General features: G+C 37.1%; 14 protein-coding genes. 2 read left to right on the plus strand and 12 right to left on the minus strand.

Annotated features, from left to right (window positions below; translation table 11 throughout):
- The first annotated feature begins 170 nt into the window (after positions 1-170).
- Positions 171-380 carry a helix-turn-helix transcriptional regulator gene (locus tag BCR24_RS09775; RefSeq protein ID WP_069640366.1) on the plus strand — a complete coding sequence of 70 codons (210 nt, stop codon included), beginning with the start codon at positions 171-173 and terminating at the stop codon, positions 378-380.
- Between the two features lie 113 nt (positions 381-493).
- Here BCR24_RS09775 and BCR24_RS09780 read toward each other — a convergent pair whose 3' ends face one another.
- From BCR24_RS09780 to BCR24_RS09795, 4 genes are read right to left on the minus strand one after another with little or no spacing between them, the layout of a single operon-like run.
- Positions 494-1,909, minus strand: coding sequence for a glycoside hydrolase family 1 protein (locus BCR24_RS09780; protein WP_069640367.1), 1,416 nt, complete (start codon positions 1,907-1,909; stop codon positions 494-496).
- A 4-nt stretch (positions 1,910-1,913) separates the two neighbouring features.
- The gene (locus BCR24_RS09785) at positions 1,914-2,237 is read right to left on the minus strand and encodes a PTS sugar transporter subunit IIA (RefSeq protein ID WP_069640368.1); all 324 of its coding nucleotides are present in this window, start codon (positions 2,235-2,237) and stop codon (positions 1,914-1,916) included.
- 1 nt (position 2,238) lies between these two features.
- The gene (locus BCR24_RS09790; RefSeq protein WP_069640369.1) at positions 2,239-3,480 is read right to left on the minus strand and encodes a PTS sugar transporter subunit IIC; all 1,242 of its coding nucleotides are present in this window, start codon (positions 3,478-3,480) and stop codon (positions 2,239-2,241) included.
- A 24-nt stretch (positions 3,481-3,504) separates the two neighbouring features.
- Positions 3,505-3,822: a PTS sugar transporter subunit IIB gene (locus tag BCR24_RS09795; RefSeq protein ID WP_069640370.1), complete on the minus strand. Its 318-nt coding sequence runs from the start codon at positions 3,820-3,822 to the stop codon at positions 3,505-3,507.
- Between the two features lie 192 nt (positions 3,823-4,014).
- On the opposite strand from BCR24_RS09795, the gene BCR24_RS09800 reads away from it, so the two are divergent.
- On the plus strand, positions 4,015-5,904 hold the full coding sequence (locus tag BCR24_RS09800) for a BglG family transcription antiterminator (protein ID WP_069640371.1): 1,890 nt from the start codon (positions 4,015-4,017) through the stop codon (positions 5,902-5,904).
- A gap of 113 nt (positions 5,905-6,017) precedes the next feature.
- On the opposite strand, the gene BCR24_RS09805 is transcribed toward BCR24_RS09800, so the two are convergent.
- The 8 genes from BCR24_RS09805 to BCR24_RS09840 all read right to left on the minus strand — a co-directional run bounded on the left by BCR24_RS09805 (position 6,018) and on the right by BCR24_RS09840 (position 15,656).
- Positions 6,018-6,617 carry a response regulator transcription factor gene (locus BCR24_RS09805; protein WP_069640372.1) on the minus strand — a complete coding sequence of 200 codons (600 nt, stop codon included), beginning with the start codon at positions 6,615-6,617 and terminating at the stop codon, positions 6,018-6,020.
- The gene (locus tag BCR24_RS09810; RefSeq protein ID WP_069640373.1) at positions 6,610-7,728 is read right to left on the minus strand and encodes a sensor histidine kinase; all 1,119 of its coding nucleotides are present in this window, start codon (positions 7,726-7,728) and stop codon (positions 6,610-6,612) included. Before BCR24_RS09810 ends, BCR24_RS09805 begins: the two co-directional genes overlap by 8 nt.
- Positions 7,729-7,737: 9 nt before the next feature.
- Positions 7,738-8,490 (minus strand): ABC transporter permease, encoded by a 753-nt coding sequence (locus BCR24_RS09815; RefSeq protein WP_069640374.1) that lies wholly within the window; start codon positions 8,488-8,490, stop codon positions 7,738-7,740.
- Complete coding sequence (locus BCR24_RS09820; RefSeq protein WP_069640375.1) at positions 8,487-9,371, minus strand: ABC transporter ATP-binding protein; 885 nt, start codon at positions 9,369-9,371, stop codon at positions 8,487-8,489. Before BCR24_RS09820 ends, BCR24_RS09815 begins: the two co-directional genes overlap by 4 nt.
- A 236-nt stretch (positions 9,372-9,607) precedes the next feature.
- Positions 9,608-11,260, minus strand: coding sequence for a peptide ABC transporter substrate-binding protein (locus BCR24_RS09825; protein WP_083244378.1), 1,653 nt, complete (start codon positions 11,258-11,260; stop codon positions 9,608-9,610).
- Positions 11,261-11,436: 176 nt separating this feature from the next.
- Complete coding sequence (gene rny / locus BCR24_RS09830) at positions 11,437-12,993, minus strand: ribonuclease Y (RefSeq protein WP_069640376.1); 1,557 nt, start codon at positions 12,991-12,993, stop codon at positions 11,437-11,439.
- Positions 12,994-13,251: 258 nt separating this feature from the next.
- A complete protein-coding gene (recA, locus tag BCR24_RS09835) occupies positions 13,252-14,301 on the minus strand; it encodes a recombinase RecA (protein ID WP_069640377.1) in 1,050 nt (349 codons plus the stop codon).
- 107 nt (positions 14,302-14,408) lie between these two features.
- The gene (locus BCR24_RS09840) at positions 14,409-15,656 is read right to left on the minus strand and encodes a competence/damage-inducible protein A (RefSeq protein ID WP_069640378.1); all 1,248 of its coding nucleotides are present in this window, start codon (positions 15,654-15,656) and stop codon (positions 14,409-14,411) included.
- Positions 15,657-15,804: the final 148 nt, after the last annotated feature.

Genomic DNA, 15,804 nt, shown 5'->3' on the forward strand with positions numbered 1-15,804 from the left:
GAAGTCGATTAGGAAAGAAAGCAATTTCTTTCGGTGCAGCTTAATGCTACGTACTAAATATAACACAAAAAGAGCGTTTTAGTATATATTTTATAATTAAATTTTACTGTTTTTATTTTACGCTCACTATTTATTACCAAAAATAACGATAAAAAAGAGAGGAGCATTCTATGAAAAAAACAATCAAAAACAAAAATAATTTACAAGAAACTAGAACCAGTCAAGAGCTAACTCAAGAGGAGCTTGCGAATAAAGTAAATGTTTCGATCCAAACGATTCAAAGTATAGAAAAGGGAAAATACAAACCTTCTGATTCTCTAGCGCTTAATATTGCTACTTCGTTGGGGAAGAAAGTGACAGATATTTTTAATGAGAATTAACCGGGAGATTCTCAGCTATAGAGTGACCTTGTCTATTAAAGAATACCCGCTAACTCAAAAAAACAGATCAGATTCTCCCCCAAATAGAATCTGATCTGTTTTTTTATTTATAGTTACAACACTTTTCCATTACTCCTAATAACTCCTTGATACCAATAAAAACTGTCTTTTCGATGTCTAGTCAATTCTCTAAGCGCAGTATCCGTCCGATCCACATAAACAAATCCATACCGTTTTCTAAAACCACTTGTGGTACTAACCAAGTCAATAAATGACCACGGACAGAAACCAAAAATCTCTATCCCATCTTGAACAATTGCGAAACAAACTTGTTCTACATGCTTTTTCAAATAATCACTGCGATAAGTATCATGGATTTTTTTCTCTTCAGTCAGTGTATCAATTGCGCCCACCCCATTTTCTGTAATCAGCAGTGGTAGTTGATACCGTTGATAAATACGATTCAAGGTAACGCGCAAGCCGATCGGATCAATTTCCCAATCCCAATCATTCCGCTCTAAATACGGATTACTACATCCTTTATAAACTCCCTCAACCACTTCTTTTTCAGTTGTTCCCGCCTGACCGTCTTTATTGATTACAAGCTCTTTTGTACGGTCTTGTTCCGTTACATGCTCAACCGTTTTACTATCATAATAATTGATCCCTAGAAAATCACATTTTCCTTCTTTGATCAGTGTTAGATCTCCTGCTTCAATAGTTGGCAAACAATCATTTCCCCGCATATATGCTTGCATAGTAGGTAAATAGCGGCCGTTGCAATACAACTCTAAAAAGAAGGTATTTCGTAATTCTTCGGCTTTTTCAGCAGCTAGTATATCTTTTGGATCACAGGTCTTAGGATAGATCGGTGAGATTCCCAGCGCCGGACCAATTTTGGCATTTGGTAAAAGCTCATGACATAGTTTAACCGCACTCGCATGCGCCAACGTCATGATGTGATTCATTTCATACTTTTGTTTCAGCTTGGATTGATCACTATTTTCAGTAAATGAAATCAAGTAAGGGAGTAAAAACATATTACTTTGCTCATTGATCGTCAACCAATAGTTGACCCGATCACCAAATAATTCAAATAATACACGACAATACTCAATAAAATCTGGAATAATTTTTCTTGAACTAAATCCACCATACTCCTTTTGTAAAACAACTGGTAAATCAAAGTGGTAAATTGTTACAATCGGTTCAATTTGATTGTTAACTAATTCATCGATCAATTCATTATAAAAATCGACCCCCGCTTGATTCACCTGTCCTCTCCCATTCGGTAAAATCCTAGTCCAAGCAATACTAAAGCGATAGGCTTTCAATCCCAGTTCTTTCATCAAACTGACATCTTCCTTAAAGCGATGATAGTGATCACTGGCAATACTCGTATCTGCATATTCAGGAGCGATACTTTCATCGACGACAGATAGGCTTTTCCCCTCTTCTAAATAAGCTCCTTCTACTTGATAAGCAGCCGTGGATGCTCCCCATAAAAATTTTTCTGGAAATGAAGGCATCTTCTTAACCTCCAATTTTACTGATTTTATAGTATAGTTTAAACAATTGTTTTGCGATGTTATATTCACTTAAAATGGTCATCAAGGTATCTTGTGCATGGGTAAAGAGTAAATTGATGTCGACAGGATTTTCCATACTGTATTGTACGACTTTCGTTTGAGCATTATGGGCTAGATTTAATTCTTTTTTTGCGTCTTTCAGCTGCGCTTCCCCTTCCACAAAGAAATCTTCATCCATTTTTTCTAATGCTTCTTTGATCAAATTACGCCCATTTCCGGCATGTAAGATCATTTGCATCGCTACTTCATTTATTTCATCTTGTGTCATCCTAAGATTCCTCCACTTTCAGCAATTCTTCTTTATAAATTTGATTGTCATATACTTTCAAAAATGGATAGTAAATAACTCCTGTTGCAGCCAAAGAAACCGTTAACAAAATTAATCCGTTCAGATCTCCATTGATCAACCAAGTTTGAATCCCTACTGGTAAATACCATAAGGCAAATGGTTTTGTCGGAATACTGACCCAACCAAATTGGAAAGACAGGTACGTGATTGCCGGCACGACAATTCCTGAAATCCACATTGGAACCATCAGCATAGGATTAAAAACGATTGGTGCACCGTAGACTAACGGCTCGTTAATATTACATAGTGACGGAATAATCGATGATCTTCCAATTGCCCGTAATCGCTTTGATTTTGTAAATAGCATGAATACCGAGAGCATCAAGGTAGAACCTGCCCCACCGATCCAAACCCAGCCTTGTAACGTTTCATTCGTTAAAATCAATGATGGATCAATTCCTCGTGCTAGATCCGCTGCATTTTGCCCAACTGCTTGTAGTCCGATCGGTACATACAAAGGCTCCAAGACCCAACTGCTAATACCAAATGAATACAGAAAGGCTTGAATAAACATGATCAACACAAATCCCCAGAAGCTTTGAGACATATTGACTAGCGGTGATAAAACCCAATAAATCCCTTCATATAGATTGATATTAAAAATGAACATTGCCACCCAACCGATTCCCAAAATCAAAAATGTTGGCGCAATACTATCAAATCCTTCAACCAAAAATGGCGGCATGATAGTATCTTCTTTAAATAAACTAAATTTAGAAAACTTATCCATCACAAATGCTACAAACAATCCCCCAACAATTGCTGCAAACATCCCCCCAGAACCTAATTTAGCAAATTCAATGATAATCTCACCCTCATCGTTAAATGTTGGAAACACCAGCATTAAGAAAAACGCGATCCCAATCATTCCGGCTTGTTTCTTTAACTTATGTTTCTTTTTTTTCTCCAAAAGTAGATAGGGAATAAAAAAAGCAACAAATATAGAAGCTAAGCCGAAACTAAAACTGCTAATTGGCCAAATATCTGGAAAACCTGGAATATATTCTTCAAAAATGGCAAAAATTGTTACTAATGAGCCGACTAAAATCATCGGCATCACCGTTGTCATTGCTTCTTGAATTGCACCAATCCAAGGATTTTTCGTAATCTTATTCGCTTTCGGTGCAAAGACATTCGTCATCCAATCAATAATCTTTTTCATTTTTCTCCCACCTAATAGTTTAGTCTATTTCGCTATCAAAGATAAGGCGAAATTCAGTGTTCCTTCGCCATCTAGCGCCCCATAATAAGCATCTGGAATAAAATCATACGGAATTGAATCAAATTCACTCATCGTTTCTTTTAACTCCGATTCCATATAACGCAAATGCGGTCCAAACAATACTACATCTTTTTCGTCGATATAATCTTCGATTTCAGAATCGCCCACGGCCTCTACTGTAACCAGCAGTCCCTGTGTCTTCGCACTTTTTTTCATACTTTGCGCTAAAAAGCCACTAGATGCTCCGCCACCACAGACTAATAAAATATTTTTCTTTGTCATCCTATTTTCCTCCTTCTGTACTTCACACCCAAATTATCGCGATTTTGTCACAGGAACACAAGCCAACTTTTTTCACTGGTAAACGCTTACGGTGAAAAAGGTTGATTTGTGGCTTTTAGTCTAAAACTATATAATGAAGCCAATCATTAACAAGATATATGTATCTTGAAATAGACAGTGGAGGGGCATGAAATGAAAAAATTATCCGAAGAACAATTAATAAAGTATCTTCAAATAAACGGTCTCACTTCCTCTAGCCAATTAGCTCAAATCTTTGCTGTTTCTACTAGAACAATCAAAAACTATATCAAAAAAATCAATGAACACGTTACTGAAAAGCTGATCCACGCAACATCAAAAGGGTATTATATTGCTAAGACTGAAACTCAAACCATTTCTACAAGAGAAACAAGCAGGGAAAAAATTCTAACTGAAAAATTGATTTATTTATTAACACCGATCAATAAATACGATCTAGCCGAAGAACTTTTTGTCAGCTTGTCCACTTTAGAACGGACGATCAGTAAAGCCAACAATGAACTGAGCAAATTTCACTTAAAAATTGTTAACCATGAAAACACGGTTCAATTAACTGGGCTAGAAGAACAAAAACGAGTCTGGATCAGAGAACAATTTTATCATGAAACGAGCGCTGAATTTCTGCACCTAGCAACCATTCAAGCATCCTTTTATGGATATGATCTAGATGCCTTGAAAACGATGATCACGCGAATTCTTAATGAAAATAACTTATATATCAATGGATACACGCTAAACAGCATTATCTTGCACATAGTAGTCGCAATGGAACGAATCTATGACAACAATCAAACTATCCATACCGTTGTCTCTGAAATCGATGAACGCCTTGCTGCAGAGCATCGCTCAGCTATCGCCATCGCCACTTACATCCAACATACTTATGATATCCAGTTGAAAGAAACTGAAATTTCTTATATGACGATCCTTTTAAAAAGTAAAACGACGTTACTGAATTACGCTGAAATCAAAGAAGATTTAAAAGACTATATTGCTGATGAAAGTATTCAATTAGCCCATCAAATTTTGCAGAAGATCAATGACGCTTTTTTACTGTCATTGGATGACGAGGACTTTTTTATCAAATTTTCTTTGCATCTGCAAAATTTATTAAGCCGTAATCGTGAAAAACAGGTAGCTTTAAATCCGATGACGAAAGAAATTAAAGAAAACTATCCTTTAGTCTATGACTTAGCCGTTTTTGTTTCAAATGAATTAGAAGAATACTTAGGGTCTAAAATTGCTGAAGATGAAATTACTTATTTAGCTTTTCATATTGGGGCTTATTTTGAGCATGCAAAAATCAATCAAAGCAAAATCTTTGCTACCTTGATTTGTCCTAGTTATTACGATATGCACGTTGACCTTTCCGAAAAGATTTTAGCGTCCTTTGATGATACTTTGACTTTGAAGAAAATCATTACAGAAGTGGATGCGCCTATCTCTAATTTAAATCAGGAGTTGATCATTTCAAGTATTCCGTTGCCTGATACGGTTGATTATGTAAAGATAACACCTTTTTTCAATGAACGAGACAAAAACATTCTTACTAAGTCCATCAAAAAAATCAATTTTGGGAAACAACAACTAAAAATGAAAAAAGTGATTGAACAGTATTTTTCTAAAGAGTTATTTGAAAAAAATCGGCACTATGAAAGCAAATATCAACTAATCCATCACATGACGAATCACTTGGTTGATTTAAAGCGGGTAAATCAGACTTTTGAGGAGGAAATTCTTCGACGTGAAGACATGTCCTCCACAAGTTTTGGCAATGGTTTGGCTATGCCTCATTCGATGGAGATGAATGCCTTAAAAACGTCGCTTTATTTTGTGATCAATGAAGAACCCATGCTTTGGGACGAAGAATATGTCCAAATCATCGTAATGATCGCCATGAATACGTCCGAGCGTAAGGAGTTTCGAAAGATTTTCAATTTGATTATTGAATCGTTGGATAATCCTGAAACGATTGATTCGCTATTAAAAGCCGATTCTTATGAGGAATTTGTGAGTTGTTTGGTGGATTCATTTCAATTTTGAGAAGGAGAAGTAAGTTTAGACTTCGGTCATCCAGTGAAAATCTGATGATCGAAGTGTTACAAACAATCATTAGAAATACTCTTCCATCTATGTGCTTTCTTTATCACTACAAGTTAAATCCAGCCTTTTTCCTTTGCAATACTTACCGCTTCGATTCGATTTTTTGCATCTAATTTACTCAAAATCTCAGACATATAATTCCTTACCGTTCCGGCAGTCAAAAATAATTTCTCTGCAATTTCTTTAGAAGACAATCCTTCTCCAACTGCCAGTAAAACTTCTTGTTCTCGTTCTGTCAAAGGATTTTCTTGTTGGGAAAACAAGCCTGTTACAAGTTCAGGCGAATAAAATTTTTTCCCTTGCATCACGGCTCGAATATTTCCAATCAGTTCATCTGTCGGGGTGTCCTTTAACAGATATCCTGATACCTCTGCTTTAACCGCACGCTCAAAATAGCCTTCTCTAGCAAACGTGGTCAAAATGATCACTTTTTGCTTCTGATACTGTAATTCTTCTGCTATATCCAATCCTGTTTTCAACGGCATTTCAATATCTGTCAAACAAATGTCTGGCTGATGCTTTTCAATCAATTCTAGTGCCTCCACACCATTTTTAGCAATTCCTACAACGTCCAAATCATCTTCCAAACCTAAAATCGTCGCCAAAGCAGACGAGAGTAAGCCTTGGTCTTCTGCGATAATTAATTTAATCATTGATTGTCTCCTCTTTTTTATCCATAGGAACTGTAAATTGAACCTTCGTCCCATTTTTTTGCGTAAATTCGAGTTCTCCACAGATACTTTCGATCCGTTCACGCAACCCTGTTAATCCATTGCCCTGTATAGAATGTTTCATTCCATTGCCATCATCTTCGACTATAAAAGTATAATCAGTTGCGTTTTTTTCTATAACAATCCTACAATGGCTTGCTTTACTATGCCGAATCACATTCGTAACACTTTCACGTAAACAATAACTTAGGGTATTTTGAATATCTGTAGAAATCTCGCTTGTTAATTCTTCACCCTCTGTGGATAAGATGATTTTGGCAGCCCGTAAGCTTTTTTCAATCGTGATCATTTCTTCAGCAATCAACACATGACGCATACTTGAAACGATTTCCCGCACAGTTTGTAGGGTTCCTCTTGAAGTTTCGGTGACTTCTGCGATTTCCTTTTTTGCCAACTCTAAATCTTTATCTAACAACTTCCCTGCTAACTCTGTTTTGATTGTCATGATCGATAAGGATTGTCCCAGTGTATCATGTAAATCTCTAGCGATTCGATAACGTTCTTCTTGTTTGATCACATATTCCATCCGTTGGGTAGACTGATACATTTGTTTACGTAATTCAGCTTGTTTACGGATTGAGCGACCCGCAAAAGGTGCTGCACAGATGAAAAAGCCATAAACAAACATCGTGATCTTTAAATCTTGAGCCATATATTCCGGTAAATTACTTAAATTAAACAGCACAGGTGTCAACGTACCTAATAACGCCATATAATAATACTTAAAGACATTTTTCTTCATCGGAATAAACCCGATCATCCACGCTGGATAAATAAACAAGTAGATATACCCAAAGTATAGTGTATAAAACAATGATATCCCATACATCAAAGCCATCCAAATTGGAAACCATTTCCCGTTAAATAAACAATTTCGATAGGTTACAACAAAAATCCCTAAAGTAAAAAGTGCTAACTGCTTATCAAAATTATCGTATGGAAACATTGCGATAATCGGAATCAAAATAAAAATCAACCATATAAATGAAACAAAGCCATCTTCTTTCGGATACAACCTAAACTTACCAATCATAACTTTCCCCTAACGTTTTACTTCTTCTTTACGACCATTCAGATATATTGATAATACCATAATTCCTACAAAATAAATGAAGATGATCACTATTCCTTTGCCATCAGGTAACTGCCCTTCTGCTAATTGCTTTGCTCCTTGTGCTGCATAAAAAGTCGGTAACCCTGCCGCAATTTTTTGGATCACTTCTGGGAACATATTGATTGGCCACCATAATCCGCTCACGATTGCAAGCGGCATCAAGATCATATTGTTCAGTACACTAACCGTATTGGGGTCTTTCACAAGACTTACGATCGTAGCTAATGCGACGATTGGCAAACAACCATATAAAATCCATACAGCACTAGTGAGCCACGCAATGACAGGCATTTGAACACCATTCACAAAATGCCCGACTAGAAAAATAACGCTCAATAATAAGCTGTTGATCAAAAACTGAGTTACGACCTTACTCGCATAATAAATACTCTCCGGAATAGGTGAAAGACGTAAAAACTGCTTCACACCTTGTTTCCGATCTTCGATCAAGGTCATTGAAAAGGAAAATAATGAACTGATCATTACGCTATAGGTTGCCATTTGAATCATACTTTCTTTATAAAAAACAGCCATATATTCTGTTGAAACGCCCATATTAAATACTTTAGTAAATAGCAGATAAAAGCCCACTGGCATTCCTAATGAAAAGAAGATAAATGGTTTACTCCTAACTAAAGAGCGGTTTAAATCTGTTTTGGTCAGTACAATCAATGTGTTCATTTGTTTTCCCCCGCGACTAAGGTGTTGAAGACCCTCTCCAAATTCCCTGGAATAATCAATAAATTCTTAAACTTAATTTCTGTAGCGAACAACTCTATAAGGGTTTCATCACTGTTTGACGAGTATAGCGTTATGTTGTTTTCTACTTTTTCGACTGTTGATACATAAGGTAAATCTGCTAGTTTTACTTCGGCATGTTTGTCTAACAACTGAAAACTCAATTTATTTTGCAGCATTTCAGACTGAATACTTTCTAAAGTACCATCATGAACGATTTCACCTTGTTTCATCAATAAAATTCGAGTGGCTACTTTTTCAATTTCTTCTAGGTAATGCGTGGTTAGGATGATCGTTTTTCCTTGTTCTTTTAGCTGATTGATTTTTTCCCAGAACAGTTGACGGCTGGTCACATCCATTCCTGTTGTCGGTTCATCTAGAAAAAGCAGTTCTGGCTTTCCGATAATTGATAAACCAAACGTTAACCGACGTTTTTGCCCGCCCGATAGTTTCGTTGTATACGTATTTTGATGTTCATTTAATCCCGTTATCTCTAACAACGCTTCTAGAGAAAGTGGATCTGGATAAAAACTGCGGAAAAGAGTCAGTAATTCTTTGACTTTGACATTTTCTAAAGTTGTGCTTTCTTGCTGCATCACGCCTAATTTCATTTTATTTTTTTTATTCAATGGATTTGTACCAAAGAGACTTATTTCCCCAGCCGTTGGACGAATCAATCCTGTTAAGCAATTGATCAAAGTAGTTTTCCCTGCACCATTTGGACCTACTAAGGCAATGATTTCCCCTTTATTTACGGTTAGCGAAACTTTGTTTAAAATTGTTTTTTTGTTCATTATTTTTGTGAGTTTAGTGGCTGTGATCATTTTTTCTCTCCCCTTTGCTTATGTCCTTATCTTATCTGATTATGAGGGCGCGCGTTAGAGGATCTTGTCATGGATGTATATGACATTTGTCATGTGACTATTTATCGGCGAAAATACTACTCTTACAATTATAAAGACTTATCCAATAATCTAAAGTACAAAAAAGAGATGAGTAGACAACTGTATAAGTTGCTCTCATCTCTTTTAAGTAGAATACCATTCTAATTTTTAATTAATTAATCTTCGATATAGGTCCATTTAAAGTCATATTTTGCACCAGTTGAGTGGTAAACAACATCTTTGACTTTTTCAGAACGAAGATGTGCTTCCGCTTTTTGATACAACGGAATAACGCCCATATCATCCATAATAATTTTTTCTGCCTCAAGCATGTCTTTCCAACGTGCTTCTGGATCATTTGCATTGGTTGTTGCAGCAGCTTCTACTAATTTATTGTATTCAGGATTTGAATAATGTCCTCTATTGTATGAGTTCCCTGTTACAAATAGATCTAGGAAACTACTTGGGTCAGCATAATCTGCACCCCAAGCGCTAACAGCGATTTCGAAGTCACCTTTATTTGAACGATCTAAACGGACTGAAAACGGTACTGGACTAACCGATACTTTTAACCCATCCAATGTTTCAGACAGTGAACCTTGAAGATATTCAGCCATTTTCTTGGCATTATCGGTATCATCAATCAATAAATCTACAGATAATGTTGAAATACCTAGCTCGTCTTTTGCTTTTTTCCATGATTCTTTTGCTTTATCCACATCATAAACGACTTCGTTTCCTGATTCTTTGGCAAAGTCTTCATCTGTTTTTGGATTAACTGCTAAGCCTTCTGGAACTAGGCCTATTGGAACAGTTGAACCATTTGCTAAGATTTGGTCAACTAAAGCCGTACGATCGATTGCATAAGATAACGCTTTACGCAAGTTCACATTGCGGTAAGGTGAATTTTCTTCGATTTGATTTGGTTCAAGATAGAATGTTGACGCACCTTTTAAAATAATATAGTTTGGGTCATTTTTCATTTGTTGCGCTAATTCACCAGATAGCGGCACTTCATCTGCTTGACCATCTTGGAATAAGTTCAATGATGTTGGCGCTTCTTTTACAACATCGATTGCCACTTTGTCTAATTTAACCGTATCTTTATCCCAATATTTGTCATTTTTTGAATAAGACCAGCTTGTATCTGTTCCTGGTCCATCAAAGTCAGTTAATGTAAAAGGACCATTGTAGACAGATTTATCGCTGGCAGTTGTATAATCTTTGCCATATTTTTCAGCAATATCTTGTCTTTGTGGTAAGAATGAAGGGAAAGCTAATAGGTAATCAAAGTAAGGTGTTGCTTTTTCTAGAGTAATTTCTAATTCATAATCACTCACGGCTTTTATCCCTAGTTCTTCTTTTTTCATTTCACCTTTAGAGATTTTTTCAGCATTTTTTACAGAATTAAACATATAAGCATACTCTGATCCAGTAGCAGGATCAACTGTTCTTTGCCAGCCATACACGAAATCTGCTGCTGTTACAGGTTTATCATCTGTCCATTTTGCATCTTCTCTTAATTTAATTTTGTATGTTAAGCCATCTTCACTAACTTCGGCCATTTCAGCTGCTCCAGCTGGTTGAGGTTTACTCTCTTTATCTAGACGGTAAATTCCTTCATAAACATTATTCAGTGCAACAAAACTCACTTCATCTGTTGCTAATGAAGGATCCGCACTTGGCATTTCTTGTCTTTCAATAAATCTAAATACTTTTTCTTCGCTGCCTGATCCACTATCTGCACTTTTAGCGTTTCCGCCACATGCAGCTAGGGCAATGCTTGAAACAGCAATTAGTCCTAGTAAGGCACTTTTCTTCAATTTCATCTAAAAAACCCCCAATTTTAATAAAAGCTATAAAGAATATAACAAAATTCTAAGGTTATCGCAATTAAAATACTATAGTCAGTTTAGTAAAAATATTCTGAATTTTTTCTAATTTAACTGTTACAGAAAAAAGAAGCGAACACTTAAAGGGCTCGCTTCTTTTTTATTCATTTTAATTATTTTGCATAATCTACTGCACGTGTTTCTCGAATAACCGTCACTTTGATGTGACCTGGATAATCTAAGTCATCTTCGATTTTCTTACGAATATCTCGAACTAAACGAACAGCTTCTAAATCTGTAATTTCGTCTGGTTTAACCATTACACGGACTTCGCGTCCGGCTTGTACTGCAAAACTAGATTCCACACCTTCAAATCCATTAGAAATATTTTCTAAGTTTTCTAAGCGTCGGATGTAGTTTTCCATTGACTCGCTACGAGCACCTGGTCTAGCAGCTGATAATGCATCTGCTGCAGCAACTAAGACAGAAATAACAGAGGTTGCTTCTACATCGCCATGATGGGATGCAATCGCATTGATGACTGTTGAATTTTCTTTGTATTTAGCAGCTAATTCTGCACCAATCTCTACGTGAGAGCCTTCAATTTCATGATCTAGCGCTTTACCAATATCATGTAATAGTCCGGCACGTTTAGCTAATTGAATGTCTTCACCGATTTCTGCAGCCAAGACACCTGTTAATTTTGCTACTTCGATTGAGTGATTCAATACATTTTGCCCATAACTTGTGCGGAAACGTAAACGTCCCAATATTTTGATCAAGTCTGGATGTAATGTGTGCGCACCAACCTCAAAGGCTGCTTGTTCACCGTATTCACGGATACGCTCATCCATTTCTTTACGAGATTTTTCAACCATTTCTTCAATGCGGGCTGGATGGATTCGACCATCTTGAATCAATTTCTCAAGTGTCATCCGAGCGATTTCTCTACGAATCGGATCAAATCCAGAAAGTACCACAGCTTCCGGCGTATCATCAATGATTAAATCAATTCCTGTTAAGGTCTCTAATGTACGAATATTACGTCCTTCACGACCAATGATTCTTCCTTTCATCTCATCGTTAGGTAAACTAACCACAGAGACTGTTGTTTCGGAAACTGAATCTGCTGCACAACGTTGAATTGCTAGAGAAAGTAAATTTTTGGCTTTCCGATCTGATTCTTCTTTAGCGCGTTGTTCAGATTCTTTGACCATGACCGTTAATTCATGACTTAATTCTTCTTCAGTTGATTTCATGATGATATCTTTTGCTTCGTCTTTTGATAGTGAAGCAATGCGTTCTATTTCTTGGTGTTGCTTTTCAACTAGTTCTTCTACATCTTTTTCTCGCTCATCAATTAATTGCCGTTTGGCACCAAGTTTCTCTTCTTTTTCTTCCAGTGAGTGTTCACGTTTTTCAAGAGAGTCATCTTTACGATCTAATGTTTGTTCTCTTTGTAATAAACGATTTTCTTGAGATTTAAGTTCTACTTTGCTTTCTTTCAACTCACTTTCAATTTCTAACCGATACTTTTGGCTTTCTTCCATAGCTTCTAATAAAGCTTCTTTTTTCAGAGTTTCTGCTTCTTTAGCGGCACTTTCAAGAATACCTTCCGCAGAAGACTTTGCACCATCTATAGCCTTTTCGTGACGTGATTTTGCAACGACTAACCCTAAACCAAGACCGACAACTAAACCGATGATAGCGAGGAGAATTTCTAAACCCATTGTTTCCACCTCCGTACTATCTTCAATTTTTCAATATTCATGTAGTTTTCTGATAAACTATAATCAATTATCAATATGCCTACTTGCATACGTGTTTTGCACACAACTTTATTCTAATGTTTGTCACCCAGTGTGTCAACTTAAAAAAGCCCTTTCCTATTGAAAGAGCTTCGATGTGGAACAGAATTTCCGCTACACGAAAAAACAAACCCACAAAATGCTTATACTAGCTTTGGTGGGTTTGTTTTATTATCTAGATTATTCTTCGTCAAGAGGAAGCTCTTCTTGTGCTTGTTCTTCCTCAACAATACCCGTTCCGTCACCGATGCCAAATGCATCACGGACACGTTTTGAAACTTCTTCGACCATTTCTGGATGCTCAGTCATGTAGACTTTAACATTTTCACGACCTTGACCGATTCTTTCTTCTTTGTAGCTATACCAAGCTCCGCTCTTATCAACAATGTCTTTTTCGACAGCCATATCAAGTAATTCTCCTTCTTGAGAAATTCCTTGACCGTACATGATATCAACTTCAGCCACTTTAAATGGTGGTGCTACTTTATTTTTAACGACTTTGATTTTTGTGCGGTTACCGATAATGTCAGTACCTTGCTTCAATTGCTCTGCACGTCTGACTTCTAGACGAACTGTTGCGTAGAACTTCAAGGCGCGACCACCCGGTGTTGTTTCTGGGTTACCAAACATAACGCCGACTTTTTCACGAATTTGGTTAATAAAGATCGCAATTGTCTTAGTCTTATTGATAGAACCTGAAAGCTTACGTAAAGCCTGTGACATCAAACGTGCTTGTAACCCCACATGACTAGCACCCATCTCGCCATCGATCTCAGCACGAGGAACTAAAGCCGCTACAGAGTCAATTACGACGATATCGATTGCCCCACTGGAAACTAATGCATCTGCGATTTCTAAGCCTTGTTCACCAGTATCAGGTTGTGAAAGAAGTAGCTCATCGATATTTACACCTAATGCTTGAGCATATTGAGGATCCAACGCATGCTCCGCATCGATAAATGCGGCTGTTCCGCCTTGTTGTTGGACAGACGCGATTGCGTGTAACGCTACAGTTGTTTTACCAGAACTTTCTGGTCCATAAACTTCAACGATACGTCCGCGGGGATAGCCGCCAACACCTAAGGCTACATCTAAAGCTAGAGAGCCACTAGGAATAGTTGAGATCTGTTGATCGATCTTCTCCCCTAATTTCATTACTGAACCTTTACCAAAGTTCTTTTCGATTTTTTTTAGTGCGGCATCTAAGGCCACTTTACGATCATCTGCCAATCGATAATCCTCCTTATATATAAACGATTTAAATTCCTTTTCAATAAATATATCATAACTGGTTTATTTAAAAAAAGCAAGAGAAAAACGAACAAACATTCGCCTTTTTATTTTTTCTTATTTACTGCTTGTAAAATTAGAGAAAGACCCTTCATTACAGCACTTTGACGAATCGAGCGACGATCACGATTAAAATGTTGTAAAAAAGCAATCGTTGGTTTGCCTTTTTCAGCTAAACCGATCCAAACAGTCCCAGCTGGCTGATTTTCTAATTCATCCGGACCTGCTACCCCTGTAAACGAAACACCAAAATCTGCGTCTGCTGCTATCCTTGACTGTTCAGCCATGGCAATGGCGCAAGCTTCACTGACTGTTCCTTCTTTTTCAAGCAGCGAGCGGTCAATACCTAGAAAAGCTGCTTTTGTTTCAGCAGAATACGTAACAAATCCCCCTTTAAAAACGTCTGAGACACCGGGAACATCACCTAGCGTACTTTGGAAGAGACCTGCTGTTAAACTTTCAGCAGCTGTTATCGTTTTTTTGTGTTTCTTCAATTCTTTTACTGTGACCTTGGCTAAACTATTTTCGTCTCCATAGCCGTAGAAATACTCGCCTACTAGAGCCATAACACTAGCTTCCAGACTATCTAATAGCTGTTGACCGACTTTTTCATCCCCACTCTTAGCCGTTAAGCGTAAGGTTACTTCATTGGGTTTAGCATATGGTGCGATCGTTGGATTGGTTTGTGTATCGATCAACTCTTTTAGCTCGGTAACGAGCTGAGATTCACCAATGCCATAAAAGCGTAGCACTCTGGATATCAGTTGTTCTTCTTGTGGGAAAAGCTCTTCTAATAATGGACGAGCATATTGTTGAAACATGGGCTTTAACTCATTCGGAGGTCCTGGCAATAGCAAATATGTCGTCCCCTGTTCGGTGATCAAGGTTCCAACTGCTAGGCCTGTAGGATTTTGCACTGCGAGCCCTCCCTCAATCATCAGCGTTTGTCTTAAATTATTTTCTGTCATTTTATTTTTTGAAAACGCAAAAAACTCATGAAGTCGAGCAAGTGCTTGTTCATCTTGGATCAAGGTATGGTGTATGTGTGCTGCAACAGTATCTTTGGTTAAATCATCGTCTGTGGGTCCTAATCCACCGCATAAAACGATTAAATCACTTCGCTCTTGTGCTTCCTCTAAAATACTTTCTAAACGCTGAGGATTGTCTCCTACAACCGTATGATAATACACCTCGATTCCTAGATCTGCTAATTCTTCTGATAAAAATGTTGCATTCGTATTGACGACTTGTCCTAATAGTAACTCTGTACCAACAGCTATGATTTCTGCTTTCATTTTTCTCCTCTTCTCTAATAAGATACGTAAACGATTCCTATTTTCATTTTATCACAGGATTTTTTTTTACAACGCTTAAATGACTTACTTTTTTCATTGAAGCAGGTAAATAATTACCATTTATATAATAATATGATACAATTTGTCT

It is taken from the genome of Enterococcus ureilyticus, from assembly GCF_001730315.1.
GTDB lineage: Bacteria > Bacillota > Bacilli > Lactobacillales > Enterococcaceae > Enterococcus_L > Enterococcus_L ureilyticus.

Bases quoted from the DNA above. Each gene is read 5' to 3' on its own strand.
- BCR24_RS09775 (WP_069640366.1), top strand. From the start codon at position 171: ATGAAAAAAACAATCAAAAACAAAAATAATTTACAAGAAACTAGAACC.
- BCR24_RS09780 (WP_069640367.1), bottom strand. From the start codon at position 1,909: ATGCCTTCATTTCCAGAAAAATTTTTATGGGGAGCATCCACGGCTGCT.
- BCR24_RS09785 (WP_069640368.1), bottom strand. From the start codon at position 2,237: ATGACACAAGATGAAATAAATGAAGTAGCGATGCAAATGATCTTACAT.
- BCR24_RS09790 (WP_069640369.1), bottom strand. From the start codon at position 3,480: ATGAAAAAGATTATTGATTGGATGACGAATGTCTTTGCACCGAAAGCG.
- BCR24_RS09795 (WP_069640370.1), bottom strand. From the start codon at position 3,822: ATGACAAAGAAAAATATTTTATTAGTCTGTGGTGGCGGAGCATCTAGT.
- BCR24_RS09800 (WP_069640371.1), top strand. From the start codon at position 4,015: ATGAAAAAATTATCCGAAGAACAATTAATAAAGTATCTTCAAATAAAC.
- BCR24_RS09805 (WP_069640372.1), bottom strand. From the start codon at position 6,617: ATGATTAAATTAATTATCGCAGAAGACCAAGGCTTACTCTCGTCTGCT.
- BCR24_RS09810 (WP_069640373.1), bottom strand. From the start codon at position 7,728: ATGATTGGTAAGTTTAGGTTGTATCCGAAAGAAGATGGCTTTGTTTCA.
- BCR24_RS09815 (WP_069640374.1), bottom strand. From the start codon at position 8,490: ATGAACACATTGATTGTACTGACCAAAACAGATTTAAACCGCTCTTTA.
- BCR24_RS09820 (WP_069640375.1), bottom strand. From the start codon at position 9,371: ATGATCACAGCCACTAAACTCACAAAAATAATGAACAAAAAAACAATT.
- BCR24_RS09825 (WP_083244378.1), bottom strand. From the start codon at position 11,260: ATGAAATTGAAGAAAAGTGCCTTACTAGGACTAATTGCTGTTTCAAGC.
- rny (WP_069640376.1), bottom strand. From the start codon at position 12,993: ATGGGTTTAGAAATTCTCCTCGCTATCATCGGTTTAGTTGTCGGTCTT.
- BCR24_RS09840 (WP_069640378.1), bottom strand. From the start codon at position 15,656: ATGAAAGCAGAAATCATAGCTGTTGGTACAGAGTTACTATTAGGACAA.